At 60.5% G+C, this 22,576-nt stretch carries 19 protein-coding genes and 1 pseudogene; 15 read left to right on the top strand and 5 right to left on the bottom strand.

What is annotated here, in order from left to right; all coding sequences use genetic code 11:
* Positions 1–31: 31 nt before the first annotated feature.
* The 3 genes from RX331_RS23000 to RX331_RS23010 are packed head-to-tail and all read left to right on the top strand — an operon-like array spanning position 32 to position 2,485.
* Positions 32–1,636 carry a HAMP domain-containing sensor histidine kinase gene (locus tag RX331_RS23000; protein WP_317252189.1) on the top strand — a complete coding sequence of 535 codons (1,605 nt, stop codon included), beginning with the start codon at positions 32–34 and terminating at the stop codon, positions 1,634–1,636.
* A 47-nt stretch (positions 1,637–1,683) separates the two neighbouring features.
* A complete protein-coding gene (locus RX331_RS23005) occupies positions 1,684–1,887 on the top strand; it encodes a DUF1289 domain-containing protein (RefSeq protein ID WP_317252190.1) in 204 nt (67 codons plus the stop codon).
* Positions 1,888–1,927: 40 nt separating this feature from the next.
* Entirely contained in the window at positions 1,928–2,485 is a 558-nt protein-coding gene (locus RX331_RS23010; RefSeq protein ID WP_317252191.1) for a TIGR02281 family clan AA aspartic protease, read from the top strand.
* A gap of 159 nt (positions 2,486–2,644) precedes the next feature.
* Here RX331_RS23010 and RX331_RS23015 read toward each other — a convergent pair whose 3' ends face one another.
* Positions 2,645–4,432, bottom strand: coding sequence for an adenylate/guanylate cyclase domain-containing protein (locus RX331_RS23015; RefSeq protein ID WP_317252192.1), 1,788 nt, complete (start codon positions 4,430–4,432; stop codon positions 2,645–2,647).
* Between the two features lie 429 nt (positions 4,433–4,861).
* Between RX331_RS23015 and RX331_RS23020 the strand changes: the two genes are divergently transcribed.
* Both RX331_RS23020 and RX331_RS23025 read left to right on the top strand, forming a co-directional pair.
* Complete coding sequence (locus RX331_RS23020) at positions 4,862–8,128, top strand: AMP-binding protein (protein ID WP_317252193.1); 3,267 nt, start codon at positions 4,862–4,864, stop codon at positions 8,126–8,128.
* An 89-nt stretch (positions 8,129–8,217) separates the two neighbouring features.
* The gene (locus RX331_RS23025) at positions 8,218–8,439 is read left to right on the top strand and encodes a hypothetical protein (protein ID WP_317252194.1); all 222 of its coding nucleotides are present in this window, start codon (positions 8,218–8,220) and stop codon (positions 8,437–8,439) included.
* Positions 8,440–8,727: 288 nt separating this feature from the next.
* Here the strand turns inward: RX331_RS23025 and RX331_RS23030 are convergent, their stop codons facing one another.
* Positions 8,728–9,210 (bottom strand): MarR family winged helix-turn-helix transcriptional regulator, encoded by a 483-nt coding sequence (locus RX331_RS23030; protein WP_317252195.1) that lies wholly within the window; start codon positions 9,208–9,210, stop codon positions 8,728–8,730.
* Positions 9,211–9,390: 180 nt separating this feature from the next.
* Here RX331_RS23030 and RX331_RS23035 point away from each other — a divergent pair, with 180 nt between their 5' ends.
* From RX331_RS23035 to RX331_RS23055, 5 genes are all read left to right on the top strand, one after another.
* Positions 9,391–9,909 carry a flavin reductase family protein gene (locus RX331_RS23035; protein ID WP_283028418.1) on the top strand — a complete coding sequence of 173 codons (519 nt, stop codon included), beginning with the start codon at positions 9,391–9,393 and terminating at the stop codon, positions 9,907–9,909.
* 43 nt (positions 9,910–9,952) lie between these two features.
* On the top strand, positions 9,953–11,185 hold the full coding sequence (locus tag RX331_RS23040; protein ID WP_317252196.1) for an acyl-CoA dehydrogenase family protein: 1,233 nt from the start codon (positions 9,953–9,955) through the stop codon (positions 11,183–11,185).
* A 27-nt stretch (positions 11,186–11,212) separates the two neighbouring features.
* Complete coding sequence (locus tag RX331_RS23045; RefSeq protein WP_317252197.1) at positions 11,213–12,238, top strand: amidohydrolase family protein; 1,026 nt, start codon at positions 11,213–11,215, stop codon at positions 12,236–12,238.
* A 45-nt stretch (positions 12,239–12,283) separates the two neighbouring features.
* Entirely contained in the window at positions 12,284–13,660 is a 1,377-nt protein-coding gene (locus RX331_RS23050) for an MFS transporter (RefSeq protein ID WP_317252198.1), read from the top strand.
* A gap of 68 nt (positions 13,661–13,728) precedes the next feature.
* The gene (locus RX331_RS23055) at positions 13,729–14,805 is read left to right on the top strand and encodes a maleylacetate reductase (RefSeq protein ID WP_317252199.1); all 1,077 of its coding nucleotides are present in this window, start codon (positions 13,729–13,731) and stop codon (positions 14,803–14,805) included.
* A 56-nt stretch (positions 14,806–14,861) separates the two neighbouring features.
* Here RX331_RS23055 and dusA read toward each other — a convergent pair whose 3' ends face one another.
* Positions 14,862–15,821, bottom strand: coding sequence for a tRNA dihydrouridine(20/20a) synthase DusA (gene dusA / locus RX331_RS23060; protein WP_317252200.1), 960 nt, complete (start codon positions 15,819–15,821; stop codon positions 14,862–14,864).
* A gap of 340 nt (positions 15,822–16,161) precedes the next feature.
* On the opposite strand from dusA, the gene RX331_RS23065 reads away from it, so the two are divergent.
* Positions 16,162–16,764: a hypothetical protein gene (locus RX331_RS23065; RefSeq protein ID WP_317252201.1), complete on the top strand. Its 603-nt coding sequence runs from the start codon at positions 16,162–16,164 to the stop codon at positions 16,762–16,764.
* Here RX331_RS23065 and RX331_RS23070 read toward each other — a convergent pair.
* Positions 16,734–17,405 carry a hypothetical protein gene (locus tag RX331_RS23070; RefSeq protein WP_317252202.1) on the bottom strand — a complete coding sequence of 224 codons (672 nt, stop codon included), beginning with the start codon at positions 17,403–17,405 and terminating at the stop codon, positions 16,734–16,736. The genes RX331_RS23065 and RX331_RS23070 overlap by 31 nt on opposite strands.
* A gap of 776 nt (positions 17,406–18,181) precedes the next feature.
* On the opposite strand from RX331_RS23070, the gene RX331_RS23075 reads away from it, so the two are divergent.
* The 4 genes and pseudogenes from RX331_RS23075 to RX331_RS23095 all read left to right on the top strand — a co-directional run bounded on the left by RX331_RS23075 (position 18,182) and on the right by RX331_RS23095 (position 21,288).
* The gene (locus RX331_RS23075) at positions 18,182–19,279 is read left to right on the top strand and encodes a site-specific integrase (protein ID WP_317252203.1); all 1,098 of its coding nucleotides are present in this window, start codon (positions 18,182–18,184) and stop codon (positions 19,277–19,279) included.
* 353 nt (positions 19,280–19,632) lie between these two features.
* Positions 19,633–19,743, top strand: a pseudogene (locus RX331_RS23080) (transposase); the annotation flags it as partial.
* Positions 19,744–20,156: 413 nt separating this feature from the next.
* A complete protein-coding gene (locus tag RX331_RS23090; protein ID WP_317258216.1) occupies positions 20,157–20,480 on the top strand; it encodes a transposase in 324 nt (107 codons plus the stop codon).
* A gap of 232 nt (positions 20,481–20,712) precedes the next feature.
* Entirely contained in the window at positions 20,713–21,288 is a 576-nt protein-coding gene (locus tag RX331_RS23095) for a mobilome CxxCx(11)CxxC protein (protein ID WP_317252204.1), read from the top strand.
* Between the two features lie 288 nt (positions 21,289–21,576).
* Here RX331_RS23095 and RX331_RS23100 read toward each other — a convergent pair whose 3' ends face one another.
* Positions 21,577–22,485 carry a hypothetical protein gene (locus RX331_RS23100; RefSeq protein ID WP_317252205.1) on the bottom strand — a complete coding sequence of 303 codons (909 nt, stop codon included), beginning with the start codon at positions 22,483–22,485 and terminating at the stop codon, positions 21,577–21,579.
* Positions 22,486–22,576 lie beyond the last annotated feature (91 nt).

Raw genomic sequence — 22,576 nt, forward strand, 5'->3', positions numbered from 1 at the left:
CGCAGTTCGCGGGCAGGATTTGTGTTGTTTGATGAGTAACCCCGCAGAAAAGCCCGAGGTTGTCCAGCTTCCGGCCGAGGCGCCGGTGACGCCACCGGTGAATACGCGGCGCGTGGCGGCACAACGGGTGCGCGAGGCGCGGGATCGGTTAACATCAACCAGCGGAACGCGCCCCGCCTTCGACACCGAACTGCTCCGGCAATACGCCACGACCCGGGTATCGGCCTCCTTCGTCATCATACTGTTGGTGGTCTCGACCGGCGTGCTGTTCGGCCTCTGGAAGTATGCCGTGCCCGCCGCGGTCTGGACCTGCGGCATGCTCTGCATCCACGCCGCGATCATCCGCAACTGCCGGCGCTTCCTCAACGAGCAGCCGTCGCTTGCCGCGACGAAGAAATGGCAGACCCGCTTCGTCCTGCTCGACCTGCTCTACGGCCTGTGCTGGACCGCGATCCTGCTGCACCCGGCCGGCCTCGACACCGTCTCGAACACGATGATGATGTTCCTGATGCTGCTGGTGATCGCAGTGTCGAGCATGCTGGCGGCAACGCTGCCGATAGCCGCGGTGGCCGCGACCGCACCGGTGACGGCGGCGATCGCGCTCAACTTCGTGATGGGGGGCACTTTCGACAATTACGCGCTGGCGCTGCTGGCGGTCGCCGCCGAAGCCTACTTCGCCCTGCTCGCGCACCAGCTCCATTCGACGACACTGCAGACGCTGGAAGCGCGCGCCGAAAAGGATGCGCTGATCGGCGAACTCGAGCAGGCCAAGGCGATCTCCGACGAGGCGCGGCACCGGGCCGAATCCGCCAACGTCGCCAAGTCGCGCTTCCTGGCGCAGATGAGCCATGAGCTGCGCACGCCGCTGAATGCGATCCTCGGCTTCTCCGAAGTGATGAAGAGCGAGATCTTCGGCGCGCATGCGGTGGCGGTCTACAAGGAATATTCCGCCGACATCCACAATTCGGGCGTCCATCTGCTCAACCTCATCAACGAAATTCTCGATCTGTCGCGGATCGAGGCCGGCCGTTACGAACTCAACGAGGAAGCGGTGTCGCTGGTGCACGTCGTCTCCGACTGCCATCACCTGTTGAAGCTGCGAGCCTCCAGCCGCGGCATCACCATTCACGAGGTGTTCGAGCACGGCATGCCGCGCATCTGGGGCGACGAGCGCGCCACGCGCCAGGTCGTGCTCAACCTGATCTCCAACTCGATCAAGTTCACCCCGCCGGGCGGCGATATCTGGCTCAAGGTCGGCTGGACCGCTTCCGGCGGCCAATATCTTTCCGTCAAGGACACCGGCTCCGGCATTGCCGAGGACGAAATCCCGGTCGTGCTCGCGTCGTTCGGCCAGGGCTCCAACTCGATCAAATCGGCCGAACAGGGCGCCGGCCTCGGTCTGCCGATCGCCAAGAGCCTGATCGACATGCATGGCGGCACCTTTACGCTGAAATCGAAACTGCGCATCGGCACCGAGGTCATCGTCACCTTCCCGCCGGAGCGCGTGATGAGCGCGCTGGCGCCGATGGCCGAGGAAGAAGCACCGCCGCTGCAGCCAGAACCAGCCATCACGACGGCCGACGACAAGCGGCGCCCCCGCCACAAGCCGATCATGAACGCCGGCACAGGCCTATAAAGTTGGAGCGCTTGCGCTGGAGACTCAAACCGTTTCACTATCCAGGAATGAGCAAAGAATCGCCGTGTATCGCAGTCTGTACGATGGATCCAAAGACCAAACTCTGCTTCGGCTGCGGACGTACGTTGCCGGAGATTGCGCGCTGGCACAGCATGGCCACGGCGGAGCGGCTCGCATTGATGGAAGGGCTGGCGGCCCGCATGACGGAAGCCGGCCTCACGCCGATCGCGCCGCGAGCCGCGCGCAGCTGAACTCGGGAGAAATCTTCGGACGAAGCAGCGGAGGCGCCCGATGATCCGCATCCTTCTCGTTATCGCGATGCTGGCAGGCACCGCTGGTGCCGTCGTCGCCTATGGCGATCCGCACCGGATCGCGCGCGCCAGCGACTCGGTCGCGAGGATGCTGCGCCATCGCAGCCTGGAGCCACCGCCCGCTGTCCAGATCGCGCGCAGCCGGGCCGGCGAATTTGCACTGCATGCCAAGATCAACGGCGTCAAGGCGCCGATGGTGATCGACACGGGCGCGACCTCCGTGGTGCTGACCTGGGAGACGGCGAAGGCGATCGGCCTGCCGATCGAGATGCTGGAATACAACGTCGAGCTCGAAACCGCCGGTGGCCATACCAAGGCGGCGCGGCTGACGATCGACCGTCTTGCCGTCGGCGGACTTGTCGAGAAGTCGATCCCGGCGCTGGTCGTGCCGCGCGGGCAGCTTAAGACCAACCTGCTCGGCATGAGCTTCCTCGATCGCCTGGAAAGCTGGGGCGTGCAGGCCGACAAGCTGATGCTGCATGGCTACCCCGAAGTGGTGGCCTCCAACAGCAAGCGCAGCCGTTCGGCGGCGAATTAGGCATGGACGCGTAGATTGACTATGTCCGCTCAGGATCTAAGAGCGGTGCCACGCAGACATGCCGATATCGACGCCTCCCTTCGAAGCTTTCTGACACCGGCCACCGAGTTCCCGGCGCCGTCCCTCAAACGGCCGGCATCCGAAACCGTTCCGCGGGCATTACCCTTCGGGTACACCAGACAGGCGCATGCCTGAATACAGGCGTTCGCGACCAGCCAGGAATGTCGGATTGTCGCTTGGCTGGGAGGCGCGCAAGCGGCCGATGGTGAAGCCCGGGTTGAGCGCCAGCCCCGCCGCTGCGGCTGTCCGCGCCTCATCCAGTGAGCCCTGCAAACCCAGCGTCGCGGCGAGCGCGAAATGGGTGAAGGGAGAATTGCGGTTGGCTTCAAGGCTTCGTCGAAACCATGCGGCGGCTTCGGCATCCGCACCTTGCTGGATCTTCGCCATGCCTAGAAAGTGCATCCACCGGTGGGCAAAGATGTCGCGTGGCGAGAGGCGGAACGCCTCGAAGATATGGCCTTCAGTCTCGGCAGCGCGGCCCAGATAGTATTTGGCCATCCCGATAACGGCGTGAGCGTCAGCCAAATTTCGATCAAGCGCCAATGCCTGTTCGCATTCCGCTATCCCCAGGGCGGAGCGGTTTGTCATGTTGTAGATGGTACCCAAAACCCTGTGGGCCAGCGCCCGGTCTGGGTCCAACGATAGCGCTTTGATCGCAGTTGTTTCGGCTGTCGAGAGGAGCGCGGACCGATCGTCAGTCAGCACGTAGGCCCCCAACGTCGCATCGACGCTTGCGATGCCAACCAGCGCCCCAACATTTCGGGCATCAATCAGCAGGGCACGTTCGAAAAAGCTGCGTGCCCGGGTCAGGTGCTCGGCAGTCGGCCCTTTGTAGACGCACGCAAAACCTTGAAAGACGAGGTCCAGTGCACCGGGATCCCGCGAACGTTCGGCACGCCGTGCTTCGGCTACAACGAGCTGGGCATCCAATGCTTGGGCAAGCCTTGATACGATTTCGTCCTGCATATCGAAAAGATCGATAATCGGCTTCTCGAAGCGTTCGGCCCAAAGATGTTTGCCGGTTTCCGTATCGATCAACTGCACGTTCACGCGAAGGCGCTTGCCACCGCGCTGCACTGAGCCCTCAAGCACGTAGCGGACGTTCAACTCGCGCCCGACCTGCTTCACATTGACGGCCTTGCCCTTGTAGGTGAACGCAGTATTGCGGGCGATCACGAATGACCCGCTGATGCGCGACAAGTCCGTGGTCAAGCTCTCGGTGACCCCGTCGACGAAATAGTCCTGCTCGGGGTCGTTGCCGAAATTAGCAAACGGCAACACGACGATTGATAGAGGTGGCGCCGATGCCCTGCTACGCATTACGGCATCCAGCGGTCCGGTGCCAGACCCGCCCCGGATGGCGGCATAGGCCCGTATCGGATGAACGATATTCTTGAGGTTCTGTTCTCCCAGATCGGCGAACTCAACCGCGAGCTTGCCGCTCACCTGATCGTAGGCGGAAGACGAGATGCAGATGCCGCCCGGTTCTGCGATACTCTCAAGCCGCGCCGCCACATTCACATCGTCGCCAAATATGTCATGCGGCTCAACAATGACATCGCCGATATTGACCCCCACACGGAAAAGAATGCGCCTGTCTTCCGCATCATCGGCGGTCAATTCGTGGATGCGATTCTGAAACTGCCACGCAGCTCGAACTGCTTGAACAGCACTCGGAAACTCCGCCAGGAACCCGTCGCCGGTGTTTTTCACAATACGCCCGCCGTGCTCCAGGATTGCCGGATCGACGGCGTCTGCCAGAAGCGCACTCAGGCGTGTGTGCGTCGCTTCTTCGTCGTCATGCATGAGCCGCGAATAGCCAGCCACGTCGGCGGCCAATATCGCCGACAACCTTCGTTCGATCCGCGACGAGCGCTCTCGCATCATTGGTGAGCAAATCCGTTTTCGCAATAACTCTTACGATAAAATCCGTTGCGGCGCCACGAGCCCGCCGATGGCTTTGCGACGGGTGGGTATACGGAGGCCACATACCTGCCCGAATCGCTCCCGTCGGCTCATGGCGGTGGCTTAGTGCGGACAGGCTCGTCGCGCACCTCGATCACACCGGCTTGGCAAACGCGTCTGATGCTCCATAATCTCTTTCAGAGGGCGCAATTTGACCGCTATGATGGCGGCTCGTGAACGTTAGAAGGGTGCTTGCGATGCCTACGGCCGAGCTACTGCCCTGCTGATTTGCTTGATCGCTCGGAGAAATGGCGGGTCCTCAGCTAGTCTGGGTCGGGCAAGCGCACAGCGGCATGATAACTCTCAACAGCACTGGAATACGAACGCAACGGCGACAAATGGGGAGCGGGCTTGTCGAAGATCGTCAAGAAACTGCAACATAAAGCCGGGCACAACAGCGCCAGACTACCTTCCTTTGCCTGCCTCCCGGACCTTCTTTCGTACTATGCAGGAAACGCGCCCCATCGACGCGCCATTCTGGCCCCCGGGTGCCTCCCGATGACATATGACGCGCTGTGGTCGCAGACGCGCGAAGTCGTTCGCGGGCTGCGTAGCCTCGGTGTCGGTCGAACTGACAGGGTCGCGGTGGTATTGCCGGATGGACCTGAAGCTGCGGTGGCAATGATCGCGCTTGCCGCCGGTGCCGTATGCGTTCCGCTCAACCCGGGCTTCACCTACGACGAATACCAGCGTTATTTCGGCGAACTGCGCTTGGCGGCCCTATTGACGAACGCTCACTCGAATTCGCCCAGCCGACGCGCTGCCCAAGCGTCGGGCATACCGGTCATCGAAGTCGTGCCGCGGCTCCACGAGGGGGCCGGCGCGTTCAGCATTGTTGGTCAAGCGTCGCGGCGCGCGAAAGCCGACGAGTTTGCGTCCGGTGCTGATGATGCGTTCATCCTTTTGACGTCGGGCAGTACCTCGCGGCCAAAAACGGTCCCTCTGACCCATGCGAGCGTCTGCCTCTCTGCCAGGAACGTTGGCACCGCCATTGAACTTGGGGCTCGGGACCGCTTGCTGAGTGTGCTGCCTCTCTTTCATGGGCATGGTCTGATCTCCGGGCTTCTGGCCGCGCTGGCTGCCGGCTCAAGCGTGGTCTCTACATCAGGGTTCGATGCAAGGGGGTTCTTTGGCTGGCTGACTGAGTTTCGGCCAACCTGGTACACGGCGGTACCTGCAATCCATCAAGCCATATTGAGGGAGGCCGATCTGCAGAAGAAGCGTGCGCGGCGATCCTCCCTGCGGCTCGTTCGTTCGGCTTCCACCTCCCTGGCGCATGACGTGCTCGGCGGACTGCAAGCCCTGTTTGGCGTCCCCGTTATCGACACCTATGGCATGACGGAGGCTGCCACCCAGATTGCCGCGAATTCCTTGCAACGGCAAAAGCCGGGTTCAGTCGGCCGGCCGGCCGGGCCCGAGGTCGCGATTCTAGACAGTGAGGGTCGGCGATTGCGATCCGGCAGACGTGGAGAAATTGCGCTGCGAGGGGCTACGATAACCAGGGGATATGACAATGATGCCGCCGCGACGGCGTCCGCATTTCGGGGCGACTGGTTCCGAACCGGCGACCTCGGGTACCTGGACGCGGAGGGGTATCTCTTCATCGTCGGTCGGATCAAGGAGATTATCCATAAAGGAGGGCAGAAGGTTGCCCCCGCCGAGGTAGAGGGAGCGTTGCTGAGCCACCCGGATGTCATCGACGCCGCCGTCTTTTCTGTGCCCCACGGGCGACTTGGTGCAGATGTGGCTGCCGCCGTCGTACTGCGTCAGGATGCGAAGGTGAGCGCGCAGCGGCTGCGAGACTTTGCTCGCGAACGGTTGGCCGGATTCAAGGTCCCCGGCCTTATCCGCATTGTACCGGAGATACCGAAAGGCGGCGGCGGAAAGATCAAGCGCGGCGAGCTTGCGGTCGCGTTCTCGAAGGCTCCGCCGGCGACAGACAAACGCGGCGACAAGACAGTCTCGCCGGGCTCGGAACTGCAGCATCAACTGGCCGGGATCTGGGCAGAACTGCTCGACATCGATCAGGTCGGCGTTGACGAGGACGTCTTTGCGCTCGGCGTTGATTCACTTGCGATGACACAAATGATCTTGCGTCTGGAGGAGCGTTTTGGCGTCGATTTCGCATTCGAGGATATTTTCAGTGCACCAACCGTCGCGGGTCTCGCACTTCGCGTCGAATCATCGAAAAGGTACTCCACAAACTCGGAAATGAATTCAAGCGATCCGACCATTGAAACCGTGGGCGCGAAGGGAGATGGTCCCCAGCCGGTTTCCATTGTGCAGGAGCGCATGCTGCGGATCGAGCGAAAGCTCCCGGGACTACCCCAGTTCAACCTGCCCTTTGCTTACCGGCTGCAGGGCCCGCTGAACGTTCCCGCACTCAAGCGGGCCCTTGCCGATGTCGCGCGCCGCCATGCCTCGCTGCGCACGGCGTTTGCCTGGCAGGAGGAGGTCCCCCTCGCTCGCGTGATGCCGGATGTTGATGTCGCATCCATTCTGACCGTGAAGGATCTTGCACCGCGGACGCGCGCTAGAAATGCCCGGATCAAGGAACTCCTGCTCACAAAGGCAAAACTGGAAGCGGAGCAGGTGTCCCTGAAGCCGATCGACATGAGCCATGCGCCCCTGTTTCGCGCGCATCTCTTTCGGCTCGACGCAGAAGACCACGTTTTGCTTCTGGTCGTGCACGATATCATCATTGATGGCTGGTCAATGGTGATCTTCATGGAGGATCTTTCGGAACTCTATTCCGCTGCGATTGCCGGCAGGAAGGCACAGCTGCCCGAACCGAAGTTTCAATTTTCCGAGTTTGCTCATTGGCAGCGCGTTTGGTCGACCGGCCCTGCAGCAAACAGACAGTTCGCCTACTGGAAGGGACGCATGGACAAGGTCTCGCCCCTGTTTGCGACTCCAAAAATCAGCATTGGAGGGGAGCTGATTTCGCGCGTCATCCAGGAACCGTTTCAAATGTCGAATGATCTGGTGGCCCGCCTGAGATGCTTGAGCCATAGCCGCGGTGTAACCCTGTTCATGACTTTGCTTGCCGGGTTCAAAACGCTGCTGCTGCTCCGAACCGCGCGCACCGATTTTTGCGTGGCGACCTTGATGGCCAATCGCGCACAGCTCAGGAGAGAGCGCATCATCGGCCCGTTCGCTAATACCGCGCTCATCCGAACTCGAATTGATGCGGATCTGACCTTTGGTGAAGCGCTCAATCGCGTGCGAGAAGCCGTTTGGGAAGCATACGCCCGCCAGGAGCTTCCCTTCGACATCATTGCCGCCCGGCTGGCGGAGGAAGCCGGTTTGTCCCCGGCGTCACTCGTTCAAATCTATTTCATTCTCCAGGTTGCGTTTCGCCGGCCGCCCAAGCTGCCGGATGTGACGGTCAGCCCGTTCGGCTACCAGGAAGGACGGACGGCCATGCCGATCGATCGCGCGTGGCTTTCAATGGCTCTCAAGGAGAGCTCATCGGGGATTACTGGCCTGTGCGGGTACAAGAGCGACCTATTCGAGCCGAACACCGCCCAGGATTGGATTGCGGACTACACGGCAATCCTGGCCAAAGCGGCGGCCTACCCTGATAAGGAGCTTGGCCGGTTGCCCGACTTTGAATAGTTGAATCTGCGCCGCCACGCCGGCGATGATGGCTTGATTATCCCCTTGATATTGTCGACACTACCTTATTGGCGTCCCGGATAAAGGCATTGATTAAATCTGATTGTCTATCGGAGGAAGCGATGTGTGGATTTACTGTAGATCTGATCGACTTCGACCAACTGAGTGAGGCGCAGAAGAAAACGCTATTGAGAAAACTGCAGAGAAAACAAAAAAACCTTCAGTCGCAGCTCGAGGATGTCAATGAATCACTCAAAGGCATTACCCGAGCGATCAGGGAGGTCGAGAGAAAATCGAAGCGCCGTCGCTGAATAATTGCCACCGGCAGGTTGCAAGGAAATCCTATATTTCTTTCAAACCCGCCCCCGAAATCGAGTATTCCGTTTCAGGCATCAAAGCACCGGCAGAGCTCAAGGGCTAGATCCGTCCGTCACCTTCAATGGCGTCGATGTGCCGTTCTGGGCGAGCTGGATCGCGGTGATCGTGGCTGGCACGTTAAGCCTTATCGGCTTCCGCGCCACCATGCGCGGCTAAGCGAGCGCATCCATCAAAGGCCAGCGGCGCATCGAGCGCCCCGCCGCCCGCGCTACCCGCAACGATCAACCCTTCGCCTTCACCGCCTTGCCGGCCTTGTTGGCTTCCTCGATTTCGGGCTCGATCGAGTTCAGGCTCTCGTAGATTTCCGCAAGCACCGTCTTCAGGTCCACGATGTTCTTTGACGGGAAACTCCGGACCGCCACGTCTTCGAAATGCACGGCGATCGGAATCAGCTCGTCGACGAGCATCCGTCCCTTGGGCGTGAGGTTGATCGCGACCGTGCGGGCGTTGTCCTTCAGCCGCGTGCGCGTCACGAGGCCTCGCCGCTTCATCTCGCCGATCAAGCGCGACAATGTCGATATCTCGATCGTCGTCATCGCCGCGAGATCCCCCAGGCGCTGATCGCCCTTTTCCCAGAGCGCCGCCATGACGCGGTACATAGGTAGCGTCACGCCGTAGCCGGCGATGCGCCGGGAAAACAGATCGCCCATCCGCACGCCGACGCGGTTGAGCATGTAGGGCAAGGAATTCGTCAGCCGATACAACGTCTTGCATCCTGTTCTGGAGCAACTTTTGCGCTCTTCCAATAGCTCTGCACCGATCAGTTTTCAAGACAATTGTTGCATTTGAAAATTTCCGGTTGACAGATCATTTGCAAATGCAATTATTGTTATAGAAAGTTAAGCCGCCGATCGCAGAGAGCGGACCGTTCAGTGGAGAAAACCATGTCGCTGGATTCGGCATCCGACGAACTGCGTGAAACGTTCAAGCGTGCGCTGCGGCGATTTCCCGCCGCAGTGTCGGTGATCACCTCTTCGGATCAGAACCGCCGCCACGGCATGACGGCGACCGCGGTAACCTCGCTCTCGCTCGATCCGCCCTCGCTGATCGTCTGCGTCAACCAGCAGACGCTGCTCCACGACATCATGCTGCTGGCGCGCCGCTTCTGCGTCAACGTGCTGCGCCGCGACCAGATCACGCTGTCATCGGCCTTCAGCGGCGCGGTGCCGGCCGAGGAACGGTTCGGCCTCGGCGACTGGAAGACCTCGCCCGAGGGCGTCACCTATCTTGCCGACGCGCAGATCAACATCTTCTGCAAGAAGGCCGCCGCCATGCCCTACGGCACGCACACGATCTTCATCGGCGAAGCCGAGACCGTCAGCATGCGCGATCCGATCGAGCCGTTGATCTACCAGGACGCCACCTACTGCTTCTCGGTGCCACACGACAGCCAGGCTGCGTGAGCACTCGCCGCCTTCCAGCCCATCGAAGACACGGAGCACACCAATGGTATCAGTCGCCCAGTTGAAGGACGCGCCGGCGCGATCGGCCCCCCGCCCCGACCTCGCCGAATTGCGCAGCCGCGTCGCGCAGATCGCGCCGCAGATCAAGGCGCGCGCCCACACCACCGAAAAGGCCGGCCGCGTCCCCGAAGAGAACATCACGGCGCTGCGCAACATCGGCTATTTCGACATCGTCAAGCCGGCAAGGTTCGGCGGCTATGAGCATGATTTCGACGTGCTGGTCGAACTGAACATCGAGCTCGCGAAATGCTGCGCCTCGACCGCCTGGGTCGGCGGCCTGCTCGCCGCCCATCAATGGCTGATCGCAGGGTTTCCGGAGGCCGCGCAGCGCGACGTGTGGGACGCAAATCCCGACGCGGTGGCCTGCGGCTCTTATGCGCCGGCCGCCAAGGCGATCGAGGTCGAGGGCGGCTATCGCCTCACCGGGCGCTGGTCGTTCGCCAGCGGCTGCGACAACGCGCAATGGTCGCTGTGCGCGGCGCTGCTGCCGCCAAAGACCGAGGGCGGCCCGCTTGCGCCGGCCTTCCTGCTGGTGCCGGCCTCCGACTACGTCATCGACGATACCTGGAACGTCGTCGGTCTCAGCGGCACCGGCAGCAAGACGCTGGTGCTATTGGACGTGTTCGTGCCGGCGCACCGCCTGCTGTCATTTGTCGATACCACATCAGGCACGACGCCTGGCGCGGCGCTCTATGCCGGCAACCCCACCTTCGCGATCCCGATGCTGTCGAACATCCCCTCCTGCCTGGCGTCCACCGCCGTTGGGGCGTCGGCTGGCGCGCTGGAAGACTATCTCGCCGTCACCTCGCGCCGGATTACCCGCGGCGCGGTCGCCGGCCACAACAACCGCATGGCGGATTTCCCGACCATCCAGCTGCGCGTGGCGGAAGCAACGGCGTCCGTCGATGCCGCGCGCGAAGTGCTGCTGCGCGACTTGCGCGATCGCGCAGCGACGGTCCGTAACGGCCGGCCGGTCTCGATTGAGGAGCGTATCGTCAGCCGCCGCGGCCAGGCGTTTTCGGTCGCGCTCGCCATCCGCGCCAGCGAAGCGCTGAACGCGTCCACTGGCGGCCTCGGCCTCGACCTGTCCAACCCGGTGCAGCGCGCCTGGCGCGATGCCAATGCGGTCGGGCGTCACATCAGCATGAACTGGGACGCCGTCGGCACCATGTATGGCCAGCTCGCGCTCGGGCTGACGCCGCAGGGACAGTACTAACCAACGCAAGCCAGCAGCGAGGACGACATGCAGGGCAAGATCGCGCTTGAGGAACATTTCGCCATTCCGGACACGCTGATGGATTCGGCAGGTTTTGTACCGGAATCCTATTGGCCGGAATTGAAGGACCGTCTACTCGACATCCACGACAAGCGGCTGGCGCAGATGGACCGCCACGGCATCGAGATGATGATCCTGTCCCTGAACGCGCCGGCGGTGCAGGCGATTCCCGACGCCAAGCGTGCCAACGAGATCGCAATCCGGGCCAATGACTTCCTCGCCGAGCAGGTGGCAAAAAGCCCGTCGCGTTTCCAGGCCTTCGCCGCGCTGCCGATGCAGGACCCCGACCTTGCTGTCAATGAGCTCGAGCGCTGCATCACAACGCTCGGCTTCCGCGGCGCGCTGGTCAACGGCTTCTCCCAGGTGGGCGACGGCAAGCGCCCAGTCTATTACGACCTGCCTCAATACTGGCCATTTTGGGCGGCGGTCGAAGCGACCGGCCTGCCGTTCTACCTGCATCCGCGCAACCCGCTACCGGAGGATTGCGCGATCTATGAAGGACATCCCTGGCTGATGGGTCCGACCTGGGCGTTCGGACAGGAGACCGCTGTTCATGCGCTGCGCCTGATGGGATCGGGCCTCTTTGACGCTTACCCAAAACTCAAGATCATCCTCGGCCACATGGGTGAAGGCCTGCCCTACAGCATGTGGCGGGTCGATCACCGCAACGGCTGGGTCAAGGCGCCGCCGAAGCACAAGGCGAAGAAGAAGATCTGCGATTACTTCAACGCCAACTTCTTCCTGACCACGTCGGGCAATTTCCGCACGCAGACGCTGATCGATTCTGTCCTCGAGATCGGAGCTGACCGCATTCTGTTCTCGGTCGACTGGCCGTTCGAAAACGTCGATCATGCCTCCGACTGGTTCAACAGCGCCAGCATCAGCGACAATGATCGGCACAAGATCGGCCGGCGCAACGCGATCGACCTGTTCAAGCTCGATCTCGCCGACCATGCCGTCGCCGGGCAGGGCATTCATCAAGCCGCGGAATAAGCGGCACCACAACGAAACGAACGATCGTCTTGGGAGGGAATGGAAATGGCTGCGCAGGCAATCGATCTTCATGAAGAGCTCGCTGAAGCCAAGGTCGGAAAATTTCACTGGCGCCTCGGCGCCATCATGGGGCTGCTCACGCTGTTCGATGGATACGACACGTTCAATCCGGCTTATGTCATTCACTATGTCGCCAAACCCTGGGGTCTTCAGGCCGGTCAGGCTGGTTTGCTGATCTCCAGCGGGTTGGTCGGATTCCTCCTAGGCGCCGCGATCCATGGGATCATCGCCGACCGCCTCGGGCGCCGCGGCACCCTGCTCGGCGGCCTCTGGATCACCAGCATCTTCACGCTACTCACCGCAATCCTGGCGAATTCGTTCCTGTCGTTCTGCGTTCTGCGGCTCCTGACCGGCATCGGGCTTGGCGTGCTGCTGCCGCTTGCAACCACCTATATCAACGAGCTGGCGCCGCGGCGTGTCGCGAATACGTTCGCGCTGTGGGGCGTCGCGCTCGGCTGGGCGCTCGGCGGAACGCTGGCCGGTCTCGCCGGCGTGTTCGCAACACCCGTGTTCGGCTGGGCGTCGCTGTACTGGATCGGCTCGCTGTCGTTCCTGCTGCTGCCCTTCATGCACCTGATGCTGCCGGAATCGCCAAAATTTCTCGCCCTGCAGGGGCGTGTCGATGAAATCCGCGACATGCTGACAAGACTTCGGCCCGAGCGCGCGACCGTTTATGCCTCCGCCGAGATTGCGGTCGGCCTAGGCGAGAAGCCGCTCAACTCGGTCGCGGCGCTGCTTCAGCCAAAATATCGCCGGACCACGCTGGCAATCTGGGCGTCGGCGTTCCTCAGCCTGTTCTGCATCTTCGGCCTGTCGGGCTGGATTCCGACCGTGATGATGCAGCGTGGCGAGACCTTTGCCGCAAGCTTCGGCTTCGGTGCGCTGATGCAGATCATGTCGTTCGTCGGCGGTCTTGTCCTCGGACACCTCGTCGACCGGACCGGCTATAGCCGTGGGCTGATCGCGACCTGGTGGGCGATCGGCGGCGTCGCGGTGCTGTCGCTCGTGCTTCTCAACGATCACATCGTCAACATCACCTCGGTCGCGGCTGCCGGCTTCTGCATCATCGGCGCGCAGTTCGTACTGAACAATTTTACGGCGGCCTCCTACGAGACCGGCGTGCGCGCCACCGCTGTCGGCATGGAACTCGGGGTTGCGCGGGTCGGCGCCATTCTCGGGCCGTTCGTTGCCGGCGCCTTGCAGCAGATCTACCAGAGCCCGACGCCGATGTTTTTGTCGATCGGCATCTCGGCGATCGCTGCCGGCGGGATTATCCTGCTGGCGAGGCGGCCGGCGAGCGCGCCCGCGGACAGCCTTGAACGAACGGCTACCTTGCGCAAAGCTGCACAGCCGGCCTCTTGAGCAGGATGGCCGTTGCGGGAAGTCCGGTGTCGGCATTCCTGAGGCCGGACCGTCCGCAAGGAGCGACCATGCAAGATTTCGTCTACCAGAATGCACCGATGCGGGTGGTGTTCGGCACCGGCACGCTGCGCCGATTGCCTGACGAATTGTCCCATCTCGGCGCCACCCGCGCCCTCGTGCTGGCGACGCCACGACAGAAAGACCTGGTCGCCGATATCCGGCAGATGATCGGCGAGCGCTTCGCCGGCGTCTTCACTGGCGCCGTGATGCATACGCCCGTCGAGGTGACCGAACGGGCAATGCAAACCGTGCGTGACGTGCAGGCCGATTGTCTCATCGCGATCGGTGGCGGTTCGACGACCGGCCTCGGCAAGGCGATCGCCTTGCGCACCGACCTGCCGCAGATCGTCCTGCCGACCAGCTACGCGGGTTCGGAAATGACGCCGGTCGTCGGCCAGACCAGCGGCGGCATCAAGACCACGCAGTCGAGCCCGAAAATTCTCCCTGAAGTCGTCATCTACGACGTCGACCTCACCGTGACGATGCCGCCGAAACTGTCGGCGACGTCGGGCATCAATGCCATCGCGCATGCTGCGGAAGCGCTCTACGCGCGGGATCGCAACCCGCTGATCTCGCTGATAGCGCAGGAAAGCATCCGCACGCTGGCGCAGGCGCTGCCAAGGATCTGCGCGCAGCCCAGCGATGGAGCCGCGCGCACCGATGCGCTCTATGGCGCCTGGCTCAGCGGCGTCTGCCTTGGCGCGGTCGGCATGGCGCTGCATCACAAGCTCTGCCATGCGCTCGGCGGCGCGTTCAACCTGCCGCATGCGGAGACGCACACCGTCATCCTCCCGCACGCCCTCGCCTACAATGCGCCTGCCGCGCCCGACGCGATGGCGCGGATCGCCGCCGCGCTCGGCGCGCAGGATCCCGCGCTCGGCCTGCAAGATCTGGCGCGAAAGCTCGCCGTGCCGACGTCGCTGCGCGAGATCGGCATGCCCGAGAACGGCATCGATCAGGCCGCCGACCTCGCCGTGAAGAATCCCTACTGGAACCCACGTCCAGTCGAACGCGACGCGATCCGCGAATTGGTCGCGCGCGCCTGGCGCGGCGACGCGCCGGAAACCGGTCGCGCCGTGGTTTGAAGGGAAAGGAACAGGCGAGCTTTTTCAAAACGGCAATTCACCGCGCCGCCTGCGCTTTACGCCGCCACCGGCTCCGCGGTGCGTTGCCCGACCAGCGCGATCGCATCGCGCAGCACATTGGCGTCGGCGCCCGGCTTGACGCCCTTCTCCGCCAGATGGCGGCGGAAGGCCCGCGCGCCGGGCACGCCCTGAAACGCGCCGACGAAATGCCGCGTCATCGCATGCAGCCTTGCGCGCTGTCTCAACTGCGCTTCGATGTAAGGCAACATCGCCTCGAAGACGTTCTTCATGGTGGTGTGCGGCGCCGCCTCGCCGAACAGTTCCGGATCGACATCCAGCAGGCGCCACGGCTCCTGATAGGCCGCCCGCCCCAGCATCACGCCATCGACATGGTCGAGATGCCGCTTCGCCTCCGCAATGCTGCCGATGCCGCCATTGATGATGATAGGCACGTCCGGCAGCGCGACCTTGAGGCGGTAGACCCTGTCGTAATCGAGCGGTGGGATGTCGCGGTTTTCTTTCGGCGACAATCCGTTGAGCCAGGCTTTCCGCGCATGCACGATCAGCGCATCGGTACCGGCCGCGACCACGCCGCGCGCCAGCACATCGAGCGCCATTTCGGGGTCCTGGTCGTCGATCCCGATCCGGCATTTGACGGTGACGGGAATCTTCACCGCGCGCTTCATGGCGGCCACGCCCTCGGCGACCAGCGCCGGCTCCGCCATCAGGCAGGCGCCGAAGCGTCCGTCCTTCACCCGGTCGGACGGGCAGCCGACATTGAGGTTGATTTCGTCGTAACCGAAATCCTCGCCGATCTCCGCCGCGGTCGCGAGATCGGAGGGATCGGAACCGCCGAGCTGCAGTGCCACCGGATGCTCGCTTGGATCGAAGCCGAGCAACCGCTTGCGGTCACCATGAATGATGGCGCCGGCCGTCAGCATCTCCGTATAAAGCCGCGCACGGGTACTCATCAGACGGTGGAAGACGCGGCAATGCCGGTCCGTCCAATCCATCATGGGCGCCACGGAAAAACGCCAGTAATTACAAGAACTTAGCTTGTCCAATGAAAGTGTTCCTAAAGTCGTAAGGCCCTGATCTATCGAGGTTTTATTTGGGGCGGAAAATCGATTGCCGCCAGCAGTACAACATTGTTGTACCCGAAGGGAGCCATGTTGTACTTGGCCTAAGCAATTGGCCGCGTTTTGCTTTGTTTTTTCACGGTCGGCAATGCCAGTCGGTCCAAGCGCTCGGAAGTGCCGCGATTCGCTGTGGTTGGCACAGCAATGTTGTACCACTTTAGGGTGAAGTATTCATGATGGCGTGAATACTTGAATTGAAAAGTAAACAGGAAAATCGATGATGGATCGTGATCGGGTGATGATCGAACTGCCGCACCGCATGCAGGCAATTGCCACGCTCAACCTGGCGATCAATCTCAGCGCCGCATTGGGCTCAGCGCCGATGAAACTCTACGCTGGCGACAAGCTGGTGGTCGAAGGCACCCTACATGGCTTCACCAATCCGGCCATCGAAGCAGGAATAATGCACTGCCGCGCGCTGCTGGAGTTTCTTGGGCTGTGCGACAAGAACGGGAAGCTCGACAACCGCGCAGGTCGCCGTCCCACCGACATCGGCATCGAACACTTCAACACGCCCGACGGAGCGCCGCTCAAGATGGTAACGCCTGACGACGCCGCAGACCGATACCCAGGCCCAAGCGACGAAGCGAAGGATGCCCTGCTCGCAGTCTTCCAAGTGGCGAACAAAGAACTGGCCCACGTCACCGAGGATTTGAGAGACAGCCCGGAGCATGCTCGGCTGATTGAGATTGCGAGCCGTGGCATACCGGCGTTGATGGTCGGCTGTTTCTATAAGCCGCTCGGCCTGTCAGCACCGGATTACAAACTCACGCATCGGCCGAGGGACGATCAGGCAACAGAGTCGACCAAGTTGAGTTGAGCAGGCTCGTTGTCGTTGGCCGGGATTTTTTTGACCGGAAGATGTAGAACGAACTTGTATTTGTGAAATGATCCATCCTGGCGATGTCCAAGCGCCAGCATCTGAGCTTTTGTTCTGTTCGTTGTCGCCTTTGGCGCAACCTGACGCCCATCTGCATCGAGCCATCGAGGGTACGGGCCAGTGCGTCCGATGTAATCCCAATTCGATGCTCGATAAACGTGGCCAGTGTGGCCCTGGCTTTCGTCGGCATAGGTCACCAACGAAACGAACCTGCCATCCCGTCTGATCATCTGCACGCTGCGGGATAACAGAAAGCTGGCAGCATTCTTTGGGACGCCAGGAAGTATGACCATGCGCGTCAGTGACAGCACTTGCTTCCAGTACTCGCGGTTAACGCTTTCGCATGCGACGCGAGTTGGAGGCAGCCACCACGCCACCCCATACAGTTTAAAGTCCCCCCTTCTAAAAAGGCCATGAACATAGACCGCCGTGTTGCTGCCTCCGCGCGAGTAGTGATGCTGTCGAACCATTTCCTGCGCCGCTCTTAGGCCCGCGTCAGCGACGAACCACTCGTTCTTCTTGAGTTTTTGGTCGTTGTCGTTTGCTGGAGCGAAACCAGCGCCGATGTCGATCTTGGTCATAGAGAGGATTGATTCAAAATTTTCAGCCCGGTCAATCTGGCAACGCTTTGCCTAGCTGACCTGGGTCTCTTGTGTGCCATGGCACGCCGCGAAGTTTACCGCGTAAACTTCAGTGGAATCGAATTCCCGACTAAAACGCGGGGAATTTAGCGGCCGCACCATGAGACAGAATCAGAAAGGGCACCCCTAAGGGTGCCCTTTCCTCCGACTAGAACAACCGCGACAGAGCGGCTATCACCCAGGCCAGCTTCAGGTGCAACTTGCACCCCAGACCAAGGCGGTACGTCGCACCGCACGGCTGGCTGACTTCGAGTGTGAAGGACACAGTCATTGTGTCTCCCAATCTCGCGCACGGGGTCCCTCAATTGGGAAGGTGCCGATGCCGTGCGAAGGCCAGCTAGGGTGTTTCGGTTTTTAATCAGCCACCGCGGTACCCCAAGCCCAACGGCTGACTCGCGTTAGTGCGAATATGGATTGCGCACATCAGGTGCGCAAGCCGCGGTACAACATCAAAGTACAACATGTGGAGAAATAAAGCGCCGAACCACTATTTTTATAGGCCCGACGCTGTTCTGTCCGTCCAATCCATCATAGGGGCCACAGAAAAGCGATAATTTTGATATTTCAATTACTTATCCTATCATCTCAAGGGACTAGAACGGGAACACGTGCGCACGTGTGCACTCCAAACTAGCCAAAATTGCACACGTTTGTACCGCATTTGATCTCGCGGTGCACACATAGCGCACACGAAATCGGGGTGGAGTGCACACGCAATGCCGACCTTTACAAGGCTCAAGTCGGGAAGCTGGCGTGTTCAGGTCAGGAGGAAGAACGAGTACGTCGCAAACACCTTCGCCCGGCGGCGTGATGCTGAAGAGTGGGCACTTGATGTGGAGCGCTCAATCGATCGGGGCACTCCGATCCGACGCTCGAGACCTTTTGAGCGGCCCCGTATCTTTGCCGATTTGATTACGTTGCATCTCGACGATCTTGCTCAAGTCGGCAAGCCAGTTCGACGATCGAAGTCAATGGTGCTCAAGGCACTCAAAACTTCCCTTGGGCGCGTGAAACTGAAAGACATAACCCGCGAGCGACTGATCGAATTCGGACGAAAGCGAGCCGCGCAAGGCGCCGGGCCGGCAACCCTCGCGATCGATTTCTCTTTCATCCGATCGATCCTACTGCACGCTGCGGCAGTTCACGGCATCGAGGTTGCTGTCGAGAATGTTCAATTGGCCCGCGCCGCGCTTAAACATCTCGATCTCGTCGGAAAGTCTAACGAGCGCGATCGCCGCCCTACTCAGGACGAACTCAATCGATTGATCGAGTATACCGAGTCTAACCCCCAACAATTCCTACCGCTCGGAAGAATCGTTCGGTTCGCCGTAGCGACTGCAATGCGGCAGGCTGAGATTTGCCGGATAGAGTGGCCTGACGTCGACATGAAGAAACGAACGGTTACTATCCGCGATCGCAAAGATCCCCGAAGAAAGGACGGAAATCATCAAATCGTCCCTCTCCTCAATTCCACTGGCTACGATGCTTGGCAGCTCGTTCTCGAACAACGCATCATCACACGCGGTGTTGGGCGCGTGTTTCCTCACCATTCAAAATCCGTTGGGGCCGCCTTTCGTAGATCATGCAATGCCCTTCAGATCGACGATCTGTGCTTTCATGATTTGCGTCATGAAGGCACAAGCAGGCTATTTGAAGCCGGTTTCTCGATACAGCAGGTTGCTCTGGTAACGGGCCACAAGGATTGGCGCATGCTCCGGCGGTATACCAACCTCAAACCTGAAGACCTCCACAAAATGCAAAAGGCTGCTCAGCCGTCAATGGAGCAATACGTTGAAATTCTGGCAACGACCTAAAACAAGTCGGATGCGCACTGACGTGATAACACTGATCACCGGACTTCATCTGGAACAAACTTGCCGCGGTTAAGTGCTTTGACCCGTTGGCGATCGATTGGACAGTTTTGAAGTGCGGGCATTGGGTCTCTAGCCAGGCCTCGAAATCGTCGCACGTCCGCAACTTCACCTTCGCCTTAAGGGCGTGGTCGATCTGACATCGCAGCCCGTCCTGCTGCCGATGTTGCCGTCAAACCGAATTGCCTGGGCATCTAGTCCTCTTGCGGGCCGGAGTCTTGGGGCAACACCTGCTTCTCTGGGAACATGCCTGACAATCGTGCTTGCTCGACAGGTTTGTCGACATTGAAGAGGTCTACAGTAGCATCGGTCGGCCGTCGATCGATCCCGAGTTAATGGTCCGGATGCTCCTGATCGGTTACTGCTTCGGCATCAGATCGGAGCGGCGCCTGTGCGATGAGGTCCACGGTTTTCCCTGCGGGGCAACGATAGACGTCCCCGGCATGGTGATAGGTGAAGTCCTCGCGCGAAAAGGTCCCGTCGGTGCGTGCCGACTTGTCGAGCACGGTCACGTGTGGCTCGATACCATGCTCATAGACCAACCAGCCGAGTATCTCGGCCGAGCCGTAAGCGCTGTCGCCGAGGAGCGGGTAGGCGAAGCAGGCTTGGCCGCCGTGTGCTCCCGTCCAGCACGCCGCCGGATTGGAGGGCGACACGAACTTCGGCGTGACGTCGGTCGCCGCTCCGAAAGCAGCATCGTCGAGGACAGCCAGATACTCCTCGATTGCTCGGCCAGCGGCCTCCGGTGGAAGTCCCTTATCGCCTTCGATCCCCTTCTGCCGATTGGCATCGGCCTTGATCAGGCTCGCATCGACTGCAAATCCTTCACCGACCAGTCGCTCCTCGATGCACCGGCGCAAGACACTCTCGAACACACGACGGAAAAGATCGCTCTCCTCGAAGCGCCCATGCCTGTTCTTGGAAAACATCCAGTGATCGCAAGATCGACGGAAGGACGTACCTCGCGCTGGCTCGCAAGAGGATCGAGATGCTGTTCGCGCACCTAAAGCGCATCCTCAAGCTCGACCGTTTACGTTTACGAGGCCCAAACGGCGCGCACGACGAGTTCATTCTGGCAGTCACCGCTCAGAACCTTCGCAAGATGGCCAAGCTGATCCCGATGCAAATCCCCAAGCCCGCATAGCGGAAGACAGCGTTCTGCCGCTTCTACCACCTAGATCTGGTCGGAAGATCAGCCCTCTTGCTTCGTGGTCTCTGCACTTGCGCCCCTTGAGGGCGAGCCTTTGAGGAAGTCTAGTAGAGCAACAGCTCCTAAGCCTCTATGAGCCAATTTTTACCGCATAATCTATCTTACGGAATAATCTGGTTGCGACAGCGCTTTCTACGCGTAAGATGCAGATAAGAAGGCCATGGAAATGGATGATCTTAAACGGCGCAGTAACGCTTGGGACAACGCTTTGCACGCGGAAGGCACGCGCGCTGTTTTTGAGCGCAGGGCGACGAGGCTCCGCTGGAAGACGCGCATCCGAGATTTCGCGGGGCTCGCCGTTCCGATACTTCTCGCCTACCTTTTAGGATCAGATGTTTTCGAACCGCTGAAACCCTATCGTTCATTCGCCGTCGGACTTCTCGGAGTAGCCGCTGTTTTGCAGGTTTTGCTAACTGCCTGGTCGTTGCTCGCCCGATGGGACGAAGAACTCGCGGACAACGTGACCGCTACGCGAGAAAATTATTTGCTGATGCTAGCCTGGACGAAGTTAGGTGAAGGTGGCGCGCAAGATCTTGCTTTAGAATACGAACTATTGCTCCAGCGCGAACAGGTAGCGGCTGTTCGGGACGCGGCCAAGGGGATCACGGCGGCGGAAAAGCAATTTGGAATGCGAGCTGGGCTCATCCTAATGAAGAGGAAGTGCGTGTGTGGCCATACGCCGACACATCCAAACCCGCCTTGGTTTCCTAACTCCAAATGTTCAGTATGTGGCGGCAATTAGGGAGAACACTCAATGGATACCAACGTCAGGCGTACTCTGAAAGCCTTTGAAGCCTTGTCAGACGCTCAAAAAAAGGAATTTTTGGAAGCCACGAAGGGTTATGAAATCCGGGGACGGCTAGATGAGAGTGTTCGAAAAGATCTCGGTGTCTCCATGGGCCCCTTGCCTGCCGGGTGCCCCTACTGCGGGCGATAAGACAACAAAAGCTTGCATAAGTATGACTACTCGCCCGGCCGGTGGAGTGGCTTGAAACTCGGAAAACTGCCTGGACCATCTTCGGGGTTGCTACTATTGGAGCGGACGGCCCCGGTTGAACATTTGCATAAGCTCTCTGAGTGGAGCTGAGCTGACGTTCGGGTCCGTCGTGGCGTCAGGTTCTTTCGACGCTTTCAGTCTGTTTTCTAGTGCTTGTTTCAGCACTCCCCACTGCGCGGCGTCAAGCTTCCCGCTCAATTCGGCGCTGCGGGCATAGCTTTGCAGCGCAGCTGCGTAGACGGGAGACGGTGTCTTGGGGTCGGCGGTCACAGTCAGACCGTAGGAAGTGAATGTCGGATCATACTGGCCCAAGACTTGCGCTGCTGCTACGCGAAGATCTGGAGCCGCCTGACTATTAAGGAATATCTTATTGCGAATCAAAGGCCGGTCTCTCGGTATGGAGCCAAGGACTGTGACAGCGGCAATTCGCGCGTCTTCTGGGCCTTTATCTAAAAAATCCAAAAGGCAGGCGCGGGAACTTGCGTCGGGTGCCTGCGCGCATAGCTCTACTGCCTGCTTCGGTGCGATTCTGCCGCTGGCCAATGCCTCCGCAAGCAATGGCGACGTTTCCTCCGCCGACCTCACGAGCGTTTTCAACGCGAGTACACCCGCTTCGGACGGACTTTCACGAGCTGCCAATCGAAGGGCGTCGAGCGCAATTCTATGCTGGCCTTCCACGTAGGCACCCCACGCCGTGTTCGGAGTGCCATGGGCATGGTTACGGGCACCGTGGCCGGCCATTACGACGGAGTTAGCTAAAATTCCGACTGCAGATTTTCGCACGCCTTCAATGGGATCAGCCACCAATTTCGCCGCAACCGGGATAGCGGCGTCTTCAGAAATCAATGCGAGCTCTTCAAGCGCCTTGCTGCGCGTCGACTCATGCAAATTCGTGTCTGCGGCACTCAATTCAAGGCGCTCAATTTCGCCGGCCTTTTCCAACAAATACGCTCTAACACGAGGGTCAGGATTGGGGGGCAGATTCAAGTTCTGACTCAAGCACTGCGCGCCCCCAAAAAGGCATACGCTGAGG

Origin of the sequence: Bradyrhizobium sp. BWA-3-5 (genome assembly GCF_032917985.1) — a bacterium.
Lineage (GTDB): Bacteria > Pseudomonadota > Alphaproteobacteria > Rhizobiales > Xanthobacteraceae > Bradyrhizobium.

Bases quoted from the DNA above. Each gene is read 5' to 3' on its own strand.
- RX331_RS23075 (WP_317252203.1), top strand. From the start codon at position 18,182: ATGCCGACCTTTACAAGGCTCAAGTCGGGAAGCTGGCGTGTTCAGGTC.
- RX331_RS23040 (WP_317252196.1), top strand. From the start codon at position 9,953: ATGGTATCAGTCGCCCAGTTGAAGGACGCGCCGGCGCGATCGGCCCCC.
- RX331_RS23095 (WP_317252204.1), top strand. From the start codon at position 20,713: ATGGATGATCTTAAACGGCGCAGTAACGCTTGGGACAACGCTTTGCAC.
- RX331_RS23015 (WP_317252192.1), bottom strand. From the start codon at position 4,432: ATGATGCGAGAGCGCTCGTCGCGGATCGAACGAAGGTTGTCGGCGATA.
- RX331_RS23070 (WP_317252202.1), bottom strand. From the start codon at position 17,405: ATGACCAAGATCGACATCGGCGCTGGTTTCGCTCCAGCAAACGACAAC.
- RX331_RS23065 (WP_317252201.1), top strand. From the start codon at position 16,162: ATGATGGATCGTGATCGGGTGATGATCGAACTGCCGCACCGCATGCAG.
- RX331_RS23010 (WP_317252191.1), top strand. From the start codon at position 1,928: ATGATCCGCATCCTTCTCGTTATCGCGATGCTGGCAGGCACCGCTGGT.
- RX331_RS23005 (WP_317252190.1), top strand. From the start codon at position 1,684: ATGAGCAAAGAATCGCCGTGTATCGCAGTCTGTACGATGGATCCAAAG.
- dusA (WP_317252200.1), bottom strand. From the start codon at position 15,821: ATGATGGATTGGACGGACCGGCATTGCCGCGTCTTCCACCGTCTGATG.
- RX331_RS23000 (WP_317252189.1), top strand. From the start codon at position 32: ATGAGTAACCCCGCAGAAAAGCCCGAGGTTGTCCAGCTTCCGGCCGAG.
- RX331_RS23055 (WP_317252199.1), top strand. From the start codon at position 13,729: ATGCAAGATTTCGTCTACCAGAATGCACCGATGCGGGTGGTGTTCGGC.
- RX331_RS23045 (WP_317252197.1), top strand. From the start codon at position 11,213: ATGCAGGGCAAGATCGCGCTTGAGGAACATTTCGCCATTCCGGACACG.
- RX331_RS23035 (WP_283028418.1), top strand. From the start codon at position 9,391: ATGTCGCTGGATTCGGCATCCGACGAACTGCGTGAAACGTTCAAGCGT.
- RX331_RS23050 (WP_317252198.1), top strand. From the start codon at position 12,284: ATGGCTGCGCAGGCAATCGATCTTCATGAAGAGCTCGCTGAAGCCAAG.